General features: G+C 60.1%; 11 protein-coding genes and 1 tRNA gene. 11 read left to right on the plus strand and 1 reads right to left on the minus strand.

Features of this window, described 5'->3' with window-relative positions; translation table 11 throughout:
- Positions 1-661: 661 nt before the first annotated feature.
- From cpaB to NKH12_RS24060, 10 genes are all read left to right on the plus strand, one after another.
- Complete coding sequence (gene cpaB, locus NKH12_RS24015) at positions 662-1,576, plus strand: Flp pilus assembly protein CpaB (protein WP_352955431.1); 915 nt, start codon at positions 662-664, stop codon at positions 1,574-1,576.
- A gap of 52 nt (positions 1,577-1,628) precedes the next feature.
- Positions 1,629-3,053: a type II and III secretion system protein family protein gene (locus tag NKH12_RS24020; RefSeq protein WP_352955452.1), complete on the plus strand. Its 1,425-nt coding sequence runs from the start codon at positions 1,629-1,631 to the stop codon at positions 3,051-3,053.
- 17 nt (positions 3,054-3,070) lie between these two features.
- Entirely contained in the window at positions 3,071-3,319 is a 249-nt protein-coding gene (locus NKH12_RS24025; protein ID WP_352955432.1) for a hypothetical protein, read from the plus strand.
- Between the two features lie 29 nt (positions 3,320-3,348).
- Entirely contained in the window at positions 3,349-4,560 is a 1,212-nt protein-coding gene (locus NKH12_RS24030) for a CpaE/TadZ family protein (RefSeq protein WP_352955433.1), read from the plus strand.
- Positions 4,557-5,975, plus strand: coding sequence for a TadA family conjugal transfer-associated ATPase (locus NKH12_RS24035; RefSeq protein ID WP_352955434.1), 1,419 nt, complete (start codon positions 4,557-4,559; stop codon positions 5,973-5,975). Before NKH12_RS24030 ends, NKH12_RS24035 begins: the two co-directional genes overlap by 4 nt.
- 3 nt (positions 5,976-5,978) lie before the next feature.
- Complete coding sequence (locus NKH12_RS24040) at positions 5,979-6,944, plus strand: type II secretion system F family protein (RefSeq protein ID WP_352955435.1); 966 nt, start codon at positions 5,979-5,981, stop codon at positions 6,942-6,944.
- A gap of 1 nt (position 6,945) precedes the next feature.
- Complete coding sequence (locus NKH12_RS24045; RefSeq protein WP_352955436.1) at positions 6,946-7,914, plus strand: type II secretion system F family protein; 969 nt, start codon at positions 6,946-6,948, stop codon at positions 7,912-7,914.
- 134 nt (positions 7,915-8,048) lie between these two features.
- Positions 8,049-8,519, plus strand: a complete 471-nt coding sequence (locus NKH12_RS24050) for a tetratricopeptide repeat protein (RefSeq protein WP_352955437.1) — start codon at positions 8,049-8,051, stop codon at positions 8,517-8,519.
- A 229-nt stretch (positions 8,520-8,748) separates the two neighbouring features.
- Positions 8,749-9,978, plus strand: a complete 1,230-nt coding sequence (locus NKH12_RS24055) for a TadE/TadG family type IV pilus assembly protein (RefSeq protein ID WP_352955438.1) — start codon at positions 8,749-8,751, stop codon at positions 9,976-9,978.
- 211 nt (positions 9,979-10,189) lie between these two features.
- Entirely contained in the window at positions 10,190-11,377 is a 1,188-nt protein-coding gene (locus NKH12_RS24060) for an IS481 family transposase (protein WP_352955439.1), read from the plus strand.
- A 43-nt stretch (positions 11,378-11,420) separates the two neighbouring features.
- On the opposite strand, the gene NKH12_RS24065 is transcribed toward NKH12_RS24060, so the two are convergent.
- Positions 11,421-11,496 (minus strand) — tRNA-Thr (locus NKH12_RS24065).
- A gap of 339 nt (positions 11,497-11,835) precedes the next feature.
- On the opposite strand from NKH12_RS24065, the gene NKH12_RS24070 reads away from it, so the two are divergent.
- On the plus strand, positions 11,836-13,062 hold the full coding sequence (locus tag NKH12_RS24070) for a hypothetical protein (protein WP_352955440.1): 1,227 nt from the start codon (positions 11,836-11,838) through the stop codon (positions 13,060-13,062).
- Positions 13,063-13,106 lie beyond the last annotated feature (44 nt).

Raw genomic sequence — 13,106 nt, forward strand, 5'->3', positions numbered from 1 at the left:
CGGTCCAAGGCATCGTGATCTCCGTCGAATCTCAGCAATCCGACAGAATCACAACCTGCTGAAATCACTCACTCCTTTTTGGATCGGACACTAATATAAAACAAGATTACAAACGCACACGTAAATACAATTAAGAATATGGCGACGGAAAGAGTGCGTTCCAACTTGTCACCAGATATCCAACTGCATATTCTGTGTAGTCGAAACAGCCTGCACGCCGAGATAAAAGCCAGAAAGTCCTGCCACCGGCGGTGATGTAGACGCCAGTGCCGGCGCGCTAGGTCTTGACGAGGCCGATCACCGGAACGGGGACTTGGGCGATGAAGGTAGCGACGCCATCGCAGATTAGATGGCGAAGCATTTCACAGAAGCCTGATGAACTCGTTCCTGAAAACTGTCGATTGCGTCTGGCCGCATTGACCGTGGGGTAACCAACAACGTGACGGCGTGCCGGAAACGTCGAAAGCCTAGTGAATTTCGACCCAAAGTAAATGGCGCTCACTCAAATTTACTGAAATTGCGGAAAAAGGTCCAAGGGTTCGGTAACCAGACGCAACGATAGCTCCAATTCGAATAAGCGAAGTTTCTAATTGTTCAGAATCGCCCGGTAGCGTCCGGCCAAAGACAAAAGACAAGAAGGGTGCATTTTGGGGGATCGGGTGTGAAGGGCAAAGCCATTACAATGATCGGCATCGCCGCGGTGTTCGGCGCGGCCTCGATCTTTGCCGCCGATCTCTGGATTAAGAGCGAAGCAAACGCTCGTGCCGGAGCGATTTCGCTCGCAGTTCCGACACCCGCGCCGCCGGCGATGCAGTTTCAGACGATCGTCGTCGCCAGGGCGCCGCTGCGCTTCGGCATGGCGCTAGAGCGGACGCAACTGGCGGAAATTCCGTGGCCGCAGGATTCGCTTCCGCAGGGCGCCTTCACGACGATCAACGAAGCTTTGGCCGAAGGAAGTCGTGTCGTGCTTTCACCCCTAGAGATCAACGAGCCGCTTTTGCTTGCAAAACTGTCGGGTCCCAATGGGCGCGCGACGCTGTCGAACCTGCTTTCGCCCGGCATGCGGGCGGTGACAATCCGCACCGACGAAATAGCCGGCGTCGGCGGCTTCGTTATGCCCGGCGACCATGTCGACGTGGTGCTGACGCGCGACGCCGGCGCCATCACCGAAGTCGCGAAAAATGCCGAAGGCGCGGCCGGTTCGACGCTGACCAGCGAGATCGTGGTCGAGAGCGCCAAGGTGCTGACCGTCGGCCAGGGCGCCGACGAGCGGCAGATCAGTCCGCAGATCGCTAATTCTGTGACCATCGAGGTCAATGCCGAGGGCGCGCAGAAGGTGGCGCTGGCCCGCACGGTGGGCACGCTGTCGCTGTCGCTGCGCGCCTCAAGCGAAGGCGGTGGTTCGACAGACGGTTTGACGACCATCTCTTCATTCGGCGGCTCGGCGTCGGATGCTGCGGGCGCAGTCATCGAGGCGATCGCCGCAGAGGGGCCGGAAGCGCAAAAATTCAAGACCGTGATCGTGACGCGCGGCACCAACCCGCAATCCTATCAGGTTGTTGCGCCGGACAAGTGACACGACACCGGCAGGGGTGCCGGATTTTTGGGGACAGGCAATGTTTAGGTGGATGGGCAATTTGTGTCGGAGCGGCGCGCATGCTGCCGGAATAGCCTCGCTGGCGATCTCGTTTGCGGCGGGACACGTTCTGGTTGGCGTTGGAAATGCTGAGGCCGGCAACGGCGTGGTTTACATTACCTCGACCAAAAATGTGTCGATCAAGCTCGCCAGGGGAAAGCCCAGAACGATCAAGACCGACGTGCCGTTTAACGAGATCGTCATCGGCGATCCAGAGATCGCCAACGTCAAGCCGCTGACGGACCGCTCCTTCTACCTGCTCGGCAGTAATCTCGGCACCACGGGCATCGCTCTCTTCGACGAAAACAAAAAACTGGTCGGTACGATGGACATCGAGGTGACGCTCGACGCCGACCGTTTGGCCAGCACCATCCGCGACAGCGTGCCGGGGGCCAACATAAAAGTTAGCTCGGCGAATGGCCGGCTTGTTCTGTCCGGCTCCGCCGAAGATGCGTTGGCGGTTGATAAGGCGACTCGGATCGCCACCAATTTTTCGGGCGAAGAAACGGTCATCAACTCGGTCAATATTTCCTCGTCGCAGCAGGTTCAGCTGAATGTGCGCTTTGTCGAAATCAACCGGCAGGTGGGACAGGAACTCGGCACGAAAATCGGCGTGACATACATCGGCAGCAATGGCGGCGTCTCATTCAACTCCACTCCTTCGGTTTCTAAGGCGGCTCCCGCGGCACAGCTCATCGGCGGCCTTCTCTCCAACGGCGTGTCAATCGATGTCGCCATCAAGGCTCTGGAAGACCGCGGTGTCGCGCGACGTCTTGCCGAACCGAACCTGATTGCGCGCTCGGGTGAAAAAGCGAGCTTCCTGGCGGGCGGCGAGTTTCCGATCCCAGTCTCGGAAGAGGACGGCAAGATCTCAATCGAATACAAAAAGTTCGGCGTCAGTCTGGACTTCACACCGACCGTGCTCAGCGACGGCCTGATCGCTCTCGACATCGAGCCGGAGGTCTCCTCGATCGATAGATCGGCTTCTTACAATATCGGCAATATCTCCATCCCGGGTTTCGTGGTGCGGCGCGCGCACACCTCGATCGACCTGAAAAGCGGTCAGAGTTTCATGATGGCGGGCTTGCTGCAAAGCGAGAACGACATGGTTCAGCAGCGCGTTCCTGGTCTGGGCAAGTTGCCGGTGCTCGGCCCGCTGTTTAGTTCCAGAGCGTATCAGCGGCGCGAAACGGACCTGGTCATCATCGTCACGCCGTACCTCGTTAAGCCGATGGACCCATCGAAGAAGCCGCTGACGCCGGCTGACGGCACCTTGCCGGCAAGCAATGTCGATTATTTTCTGGGCAATGTGGAGGAGGTGAAAACCGCCGACGCCGCCCACAGTGGCGGAACCGCAACCGACGCTGCCGCTCCAGCCACAAAAGTCGGCCACTTCCTCGATCTCCCAAAGGAATGAGCATGCGAACGCTTTCAATGATCGGCGCCGTTGCAATGCTTGCCTCTGCCAGCGGTTGTGCCACCGAGGAGACGATGCGTCTCGACGGGCTGACCCAAGGCGCGGGCAATGCGATGGCGGCCAACACCGTGATGCAGATGGTCGATCCGTGGCCTGAGGGCGTCGAACGCACCCGGCTTCGGGTGCCAGCAAACCGCGGCGCCCAGCCAAGCGCGGCCGCGAATGCGGTCGAGGAAAAAGCATCGCAACCCACGGCCGGTTACTGATCAGACCACCAAACGCGCGGGCGAGAAGAATGGCAAATCCCGGAAAAACCAAGCGTATCGTGCTTGTTTCCACCGACAAGAGCTTTGTGCAGAAAACGAGGACGGCGTTCGCCTCGTCGGAGGCGGTTGCGCTTGTTACGGTCGAGAAGAACGTCACCGAGTTACGCGGGGAAATCCAGGAGGCTGATTGCAGCGCGGTGATCGTCGACATGGATGCGGCCAAGCTCAACGAGATCGAGGCGTTGCAGCGCATTACGCGGCGGCTCGAGAGGCGCGCTGCAATCATCGTTGTGACTCAGGAATTCAATGCGTCCGCCGCGCGCATCCTGGTTCAGCTTCAGGTCGCCGATTTTCTGGTCAAGCCGCTGACCACCGCCGATCTTGTTCGCTCCTGCGTTCGCGCGCTTGAGGGACCGGGGCGCGAAGAGAACACCGAGTCGCAAATCTACACGTTCATGCCCGCCGCCGGGGGGGTAGGCACCACCACGCTGACGCTGCAAACCGCGTTCCAGCTCCACCATTCGGTAACGCGCGGATCGTCGACCTGCGTAGTCGATCTCAATTTCCAGCAAGGCTCATGCGCCGAATATCTCGACCTCGAGCCACGCTTCGACATCAACGAAATCGAGAATCAGCCGGAACGCCTTGACCGCCAGCTTCTTGACGTGATGCTCTCGAAACATGCGAGCGGTCTCTGCGTGCTGGCTGCGCCTGCGCGGCCAGCGGAGATGCGCACGTTCAACGCCGACGTGGTTGTCCGCATGCTGGACCTCGTCTCCGCCTATTTCGACAATGTCGTCATCGACATGCCGCGCACGTGGTTTCCCTGGACGGAGACCGTGCTGCTGGGCTCAAACAAGCTCTACATCGTCGCCGAAATGACCGTGCCGTGCCTGCGCCATACGCAGCGGCTGATCCAGGCCGTTTATGAGACGGTGGGCAAGGAGGTGAAGCCAAACGTCATCGTCAACCGCTTCGAACAACGCCTATTCGAAAGCGGCATCAAGCGGGCCGACGTCCAGGCATTCTTCGGCGAGCATTTCGTCGGCGGCATCTCGAACAATTACAAGCTGGTGCGCGAGGCAGTCGATCGCGGCGTTCCGCTGCACGAGATCGACCCCAACGCGAATGTCGTCAACGATCTCAGGCGAATAGTCCTGCCTGATGAAGTCGTGGCGGAAACGCGGAAAAAGCATTCACTGTTCGGGCTCGGCAAAAGTCTTTTGAGGAGGGCCGGGTGATCAGCCGATTTTCGACGCTCCAGAAACGCGATGCCACGCCGGAAAGCCGGCAGGAGCAGGCGCCAATCCAGCATCGGCCGGTCGTCATCCCGACGACACGCAAGCCGGCCCCGCCGAAACCCGAGGTGGGACCGGCAAAGCCCACGAAGGTCCTCGACGCCAGAATGCGCATTCACCGCATGCTGATCGAAGAGATCAACCTCGTAGCGCTCGAGCGCCTGCCGCGCGACGAGATGCGGCGGCAGGTGCATGATTTCGTCTCCGAAAAGACGCGCGGCGAACGGCTTGCGGTCAATGTCGTCGAACTCGACGCGCTGGTGGATGACATTGTCGATGAAATGGTCGGCCTCGGCCCGCTCGAGCCGTTGCTGAAAGACCCAGCCATCAACGACATCCTGATCAACGGCCATCGCAGTTGCTTCGTCGAGCGGCATGGCAAGCTCGAGCAGGTGCATATTCCGTTCAAGGACGAAGCTCACCTCATACGCATCATCAACAAGATCGTTGCGGCCGTCGGCCGCCGCGTCGATGAATCCCAGCCGATGGTCGACGCGCGCATGCTCGACGGCTCACGCTTCAATGCCGCCATCCGACCGGTCGGTGTCGACGGGCCGCTGGTATCCATCCGCAAATTCTCCAAGAATAAGCTCGGTCTGCATAAGCTCGTTGAATTCGGTGCGGTCACGCAGAACATGGCCGAAGTCCTTGCCGCCGCAGTCCATGCCCGCAAGACGACGATTATTTCCGGCGGCACCGGCACCGGCAAGACGACGATGCTGAACGCGCTGTCGGCCTTCATCCCCGAAGACGAGCGCCTGATCACCATCGAAGACGCGGCCGAACTGCAATTGCAGCAGCCGCATGTGGCGCGCATGGAGACGAGGCCGGCCAATATCGAAGGTCACGGCGAACTCAAGCAGCGCGATCTGGTCAAAAACGCGCTGCGCATGCGGCCGGACCGCGTCATACTCGGCGAGTGCCGCGGCGAGGAAGCCTTCGACATGCTTCAGGCGATGAACACCGGCCACGAAGGCTCGATGGCGACCATTCATGCCAACACGCCGCGCGACGCGATTTCCCGTCTCGAACAGATGCTCGGCATGACCGGAATGCCGATGACTGTGCAGTCGATCCGCAGCCAGATCGCAAGCGCGCTCGACATCATCGTGCAGCTTACCCGGCTCTCCGACGGTAAGCGCAAGGTCACGAGCGTCGCCGAAGTGACCGGGATGGAAGGCGACGTGATCCAGATGCAGGAGATATTTCGCTTCGTGCGCACCGGCATGGAGGCGGACGGGACGATCCTTGGCCACTTCGAGGCGACGGGCCTGCGCCCGCGCTTCCTCGAAGACCTGAAGGCGATGGGCATCGAATTTCCTGGGCGATATTTCGAGCCCGGCAGACAGCAGGAATAATCAATGCTCGAGGGATTCAGCGCCATCTATGTGATTTATGCCGGCGCCGGTCTGACCGGCATCATGATCGCCGAAGCGTTTTACCTGCTTTACGCCGGGCACCGGGATCGCCGCATGGCGATCAATCGGCGAATGAAGCTGCAGGAGAAAAAGCTCAGCCAAGAGCAGGTGCTGATCCAACTGCGCAAAGAGCGTGGGATGGAAGGCGGTGCTTCGATGCTTTCGCTCGACCGGATTCGGGAGCTGCGGATCCAGTCCGGCATGGTCCTACCACTGCCGAAATTTCTGCTGATCACGACGGGTCTGGCGCTTGGCATCTGCCTGTTTGCGATTTCCTACGGCCTGCCGCTGATCATTGCACTGGCAGTGCTTCCGGTCATGTGTTTGGTCTTGCCGATCATGACCCTGCGGTTCCTGCGCAAGCGGCGGCACAAGATGTTCGGAATGCAGCTTCCAGAAGCTCTGGAACTCATCACGCGAAGCCTCAAGGCAGGGCATCCGGTTCCGGTGGCGATCTCGATGGTGGCGCGTGAAATGGCCGATCCGATCGGCACCGAATTCGGCGTGATCGCCGACGAAGTGACCTATGGCTCCGACCTGGTTTCCGCGCTGCATTCGCTGTTCGAGCGCGTCGGACACGAGGACCTGCCGCTGTTCGTCACCGCTGTGTCGATCCAGAGCAGCTCAGGCGGCAATCTGCGCGAAATCCTGGATGGTCTGTCGTCGGTCATCCGCGAGCGCGGAAAGCTGCGGCGCAAAGTGCGAGCAATCTCGACCGAGGGCCGCATGTCGGCCTACATCCTGACCGCCGTACCGGCGCTGCTGATGGTCGGCATCATGGTCATGATGCCGCAATTCTACGAGAGCGTCTGGGGCGAGCCGATGACTTGGTATCTGTTGGGCGGTTCGATCTTATGGCTAATGCTGGGCAACGCCATGATGTTCAAGATGTCGAACTTCAAATTCTGACATGGAATCCCTGATCGGCCTCCTTGCCTCCCTTCGCCCGACGTCGCTGGCGCCGGTGGCGCTTTTGCTGCTCGCCGTGGGAGGAGGAGCGATCCTCTGGCAGTGGAGTATCGCGCGTGGAGGACGCGGCGACTTGAAGCGCCGGCTCAAGGTCGAAGTCACCGAGGTTGCGGAGGCACCCAAGCCGACCGCCGCGCCGAAACGGAACGCCAGCGCCGTCCGGGACAAGGCGATGAAAACCGCCCATGAATTCTACGCCAAAAGCGATCCGGAAAACGTTGCGCGGCTGCGGATGAAACTCATCCAGGCTGGTCACATGGATCCCGGCGCGGTCGGTAGGTTTTTTGTCATCCGCTTTGTCGGCCTCCTGGCTGGAGCCGTTGTTGCGTTTCTGGTCGTCCGCTGGTTTGGCGGTGGATCGGCAGTTCCGAGCCGCTGGACTTTCATCATCATGTCCGGTGGCGCCGGTTATTTTCTGCCGGGTCTTGTATTGACCTTGCAGGTCCGCACGAAAATGCGGGAATACCGCAATGGCTTTCCCGATTTCATGGACCTGATGATCGTCTGCGCGGACGCCGGCATGAGCCTGGAGGCCGGGATCGAGCGGGTGTCGAAGGAGCTCTTCATCACTTATCCCTCGCTCAGCCAGAACCTTCAGCTTGTCTCGCTCGAACTCAGGGCAGGGCGCAGCCTTGACGATGCGCTGAAATCGTTGGCTGATCGCCTGAGCCTCGACGAGGTACGCTCCTTCGCCACGCTGCTTCAGCAATCGAAGGAGCTTGGCACCAGCCTTTCGGGCGCGCTTCGGGTTTATTCGGACGAAATGCGTCACAAGCGCATGTCGATAGCTGAGGAAAAGGCGCACGCGCTGCCGGCAAAGATGTCGGTGCCGGTTACGATCTGCATCCTGCCAGTCGTGCTGATGATCGCCATCATCCCGATCATCGTGAAAATGACGGCAGGCGACTGACCCGCTCCAGTCGATAGTTAATCCAAAATGTTCGGCTTTCCTAATATTTGCTCGAAAGCCGCCACCGAAGCTTAAGCGGAACCCGCTATGGTGCTTGATTAGACGGCCCGCCAAGCGGCCGGATGGGGCAGGTTATGGGGCAATCGAAATTCGCCGCCTTGGCTGCGTTCGCAGTCGTGACGATTGTGGCGGGATGCACGACGAGCAGCGTCGACGTCACCGAGACCACGTCGATCGCCCCGGCGACGACCGACATCAGCGGGGCTGATCTCGTATCTGGCAAGACGCAGTTCCGCGAAGCCAATTATGGGCTGGCGGAAAAGCACTTCCGCAAGGCGGTGGAACTTCGGTCCGACAATGCCGAGGCATGGCTGGGACTTGCCGCCTCCTACGACCAGCTCGGCCGCTTCGACTTTGCCGACCGCGCTTACGATCAGCTTGTTGTGGTTGCCGGCCGCAGGGCCCACATCGTCAACAATATGGGGTATTCGCAATTGTTGCGCGGCAACAAGAAAAAAGCCCGCGAATTGCTTCTGGAGGCCAAGGCAGGAATGACCGATACCTCAGTGGTTGATGCCAACCTCGCACTGATGAACAAGCCGTAGCAGCGTTGGAACCGTCGCCGGATCCAACGAATTGCAGTGGCTTGCAGACCGCCGCGGGGTTCAACGTGAAAAATTGTAGAAAGCCTGGCTCGATCGGTTCTGGAGCCACGGAACGGCGGACAGCGGTTTGACCGTCCGGCAGCTTTTCTATGAGGATGAATTCCGTCCTACTTAAGAGTTTAGTGATCAATGAAACAACATCTTTGCCCCAGGGATGCATTTTGCCGGCATGATGCACCAAATTCTGCTTGTGAAACGGTTCTTTCGAGACAGCCGCGGTAACTTTGCGACCGGTCTCGTTGTCATGCTGCTTCCTATGATTGCAGCAGTCGGCACCGCGGTGGATCTCGCGAACATGAACCGCGAGCGGAGCAGGCTTCAATCGGCTCTGGATGCAGCAAGCATGGAGATCGCCGTTAAGGTCAACTCGGGCCTGAGCGACGGTGAGCTACAGGCGCTTGGCGACAAGCTCCTCAAAGCCAACTTGGCATCGGTCGATGCAAGAGCGGATAACATGCCGTCGCTCGTCTATCACGGTATGGTGACGGAAAACGACGGAAGCCAGAGCCTCAGGACTGAATCCAGCCTCAACTACACTTATCTTATTCCGCGCTCAATCGGCGGCGATGGACCGTCATCCACCAACATTCTCGTCCGGTCCCGCATAACGTCCAACAATGGTGATACTGCGTGCGTCTATGCCCTCAACCGGGCCGCGCCGCGCGCCTTCGAGGCGGCCGGGAGCACCACAGTCATCATGGATGGCTGCGTTATCGCTTCCAATTCGTCGGCTCCGGATTCCATCTATGTTGGCGGCGACGCGTCCCTTGAGGCGGACTGCATTCAATCATCTGGCGGAATAGTGGCGACCAGCGGACTGATCACCGGTTGTCAGCAAAATCGCGTCAATGCGTGGCGACTGCCTGACCCATGGGGTAACCTGGTGGAACCGGTACCACCAATCTTGTATCCTAATCCGAAAGCTGGCGACTTGACAGTCAGTCCAGGGCGGTATCGAAATCTCGATCTGAGCGGCGACAAAACCCTGGAGCCGGGCCTCTATTATGTCGAAGGTTCTCTTTCCGTCAAAGGCACAGTGACCGGCGCCGGTGTGACCATCTTCATGGCTGATGGCGGTATAACAGTGAACGGCAACGGCTCGCTGTCATTGAGCGCGCCGCAGACCGGCGACTATGCCGGCATGCTGATGATGTCGGCACGAGCGAACACATCGTCCCACCTGTTCAATGGGAATGGCGCCACTGATCTGAACGGCGTCCTATACTTCCCCTATGGCGACCTGACCTACAATGGTAACAACGGAACTAGCAGCAGCTGCCTGCGCATCGTTGCCGACACGATCAAGATGAGCGGCAATTCGAACATCAAGTCCGACTGCAGTGCGGAACTGGGGGGACGCGAAGCTAGAGTGGCAGGGCCGTTCTACTTTTCGATGTAAGGCAGTTGCGAACGTTCGAGACCTCCCATTGGCCGCCCCACGCACCACCGACGCTCGGCTTTGTGTCTCGAAATGTGTCCTGATCTCGAATTTGCGGGTGTGGTGAGGAGCGCTTTGGGCTCGCAACCCCTTGGTGCCCGACCTGAGACATAGGTGACGTTTTGTACCGGACACATGGGTAACACTTTTGGCTTTTTGGCCGGAGGTGTTGATGCCGTGGAGAGAGTGTTCGGTGATGGAGGAACGTCTACGTTTCGTGGCCCGTCTTCTGGACGGCGAAGGCATGAGCGATGTGTGCCGGGAGTTCGGGATTTCGCGCAAGACCGGCTACAAGATCTTCAACCGCTACAAGGATGATGGCCTGGAGGCGCTCACCGACCGCTCGCGGCGGCCGGTGCGCTACGCCAATCAGTTGCCCGATCAGATCGAGCGGACGATCGTGGCAACCAAGAAGGACAAGCCGCACTGGGGCGCCAGGAAGATCAGGGAGCTCCTGATCAGGAGGCTCGCCGGCGATGTCCGCATACCCTCGAAGAGCACGGTGCATGCCGTGCTCGATCGTCACGGCCTCGTTAAGCGCGCCCGTCCGCGGCGGCGCTTCACGGCCGAGGGCACGCAACTGTCACAGGCTTCAGTCCCCAACGCGTTGTGGTGCACGGACTTCAAAGGCGAGTTCCGGCTGGGCGATGGTCGTTACTGTTACCCCCTGACGGTCACCGACCAGGCCTCGCGCTACCTGCTCGCCTGCGAAGCGCTCGAATCGACGAAGGAAGGACCGGTCATCGAGGCCTTCATCCGCCTGTTCAGGGAACGCGGCCTGCCTGCCGCCATCAGGAGCGACAACGGCCTGCCCTTCGCTTCGCCCAACGGCCTCTACAACCTGTCCAGGCTGTCGGTCTTCTGGCTCAGGCTCGGCATCGCCATTGAGCGCATCCGGCCCGGCCACCCCCAGCAGAACGGCCGTCACGAGCGCATGCATCTGACGCTGAAGAAGGAAACGACCCGGCCGCCGGGCTCAAACATCCTGCAGCAGCAGGCGAGGTTCGAGGCTTTCGTCAACGAGTTCAATGAGGAAAGACCGCACGAAGCGCTCGCCATGAAGGCGCCGGCCGAACTCTACACGCCCGCTTCAAGAGCCTATGAAGGCCTGCCGGAGGTTGAATACCCCTTCCACGATCGCGACGTTCTCGTCACCGCCTGCGGCCGCATCTGCATGCACAGGAAGAAGATCAACGTCTCCACCGTGCTCGCCGGACAAAGGCTCGGCATCACCGAGGTCGACGACGGCATTTGGCTCTTGAGCTTCATGCACTATGATCTCGGATACATCGACCTGGAACAGAGGACATTGCAACCAATCGACAACCCGTTCGGCACGAGGTTGTCACCTATGTCTTAGGTACAATCTGTTACCCATGTCTCCGAGTCGGACATGGAAAGCTTGGTGCCGCTTAGGTGACTCGAACACCTGACCCCATCATTACGAATGATGTGCTCTACCAACTGAGCTAAAGCGGCCCGGGAAACCAAGGCTTCCAAGATGCGTTGGGTGATAGACGCAACCCGCCACAAATTCAAGATGGGACTTGGCATTTCGTGCGGGCTCATGCCCGGCCTATAAGCGGCCGCAGCACGGATCCCGCCATGTGGCTGCGCGATGCCGCGCCGGCAGGTTGCGCGAGGTCGCGTTGGCGCGGCATCGCAAGTCGGCGAAAAATGTTGATTCCTTTATCGAAACCGCCGAAATGGGCTTTGGATGCATCGCCAAGGCAGAATGCGGCCGCTGGCCCGTTGATTGATTGATCGCCTACGGCTAACGATCATGACTATGTGACCGTACGTGCAGAGGGGTCCCGCTTGGACGCGATCGAAAAAGCGATCCGCAATGCCTTCGAGAAAGGCAATGCCGAAGACCGCGCGTTTCGCGAGCGGGTCTACCGATCGGCCTTCGCCGCACTTGACCGTGCCCTGGAGGCCAACCCGGGCGTGACGGTGGAAGTCGCCATCAAGCGCCGCAAGGCGGTGCAGGCCAAGATAACCGAAATCGAATCCGAGTTCCTGCCGGCGGTTTCCGGCGTCGGCCGGCCGATCGATGACGACGCACCGGCGGTGAAGCAGCCGGCTGATAGCGAACCCGAAGCCGAAGCCGAACTCGAGGCCGAAGCCGAACCGGACGCCGCCGCAGATGCTGAATCCGCGTCCCCGCCTGACGTCGTTGTCGACGGTCCGGCGAAGGCTCCTGCTTCCGAGGCGCCCCCCGCTTCCGACGTGCCCCCTGCATCGGACGCGCCGCGCTCGCGCGTCTTGCCGGTCGTTCCCGATATCATGCCCGAAGCGGTTTTTCCCGGTGTGCCGGAGATCGACATGTCGTCCCCTCCAGCGACCGGAGACGGCGACGCAGAGGTGATGCCCGACCGCGACGACAGGCGGGTGAGAGGCCCCCGCCTGCCTCTCACCGCGATCTTCCTCGGCGTGACGCTGCTCGCAGCTGTCGGTATCGGCCTCTATTTCGCTGCGCAGACCGGCGTCTTCAAGTCAGCGGACGAACTCGACACGGCCCCGCCGCAAACGCCACCGACGGTGGAAGACGATGATTTCACGCCACCAGGCGACACGGCCTCGCCGCTGGCTCCCGGCGATGTGGAGCGCGACTGGATCAATGTGTTTTCGCCGAGCGACCCGACGCTTGTCAGTGCGCCTTCGGATGCCAAGGCCGAAGTCATGCAGGACGACAGCGGTTCCTTCCTGCGCATCCGGTCGGGCGCCTCCGGCTCGGCGATCAGCTTCGACGTCGGGCAAGGCGTGCTGGAAAAACTCGCCGGCAAGCACGCCACGTTCGACATCATCGCTCGCTCCGAGGAGGGCCAGGAGACGCAGATTTCAGTCGACTGCAATTTCGGCGAACTCGGCGACTGCGGCCGCAAGCGCTACGCGGTTGGCTACGAGCGCAACGAATATCTGTTCGACGTGCGCTTTCCCGACAAACGTCCGGGTGCTGCCGGCACCATCGCCATCAATTCCGACTTCGACAAGCAGGGCAAGTCGGTCGACATCTACGAGATCCGCGTCTCGATTATTCCGTAGAGCATCGGACCAAAGCATGCCCACGGGCTTGACCCGAGGTGGAA

The organism is Mesorhizobium sp. M1322 (assembly GCF_040318085.1).
Classification (GTDB): Bacteria; Pseudomonadota; Alphaproteobacteria; order Rhizobiales; family Rhizobiaceae; genus Mesorhizobium.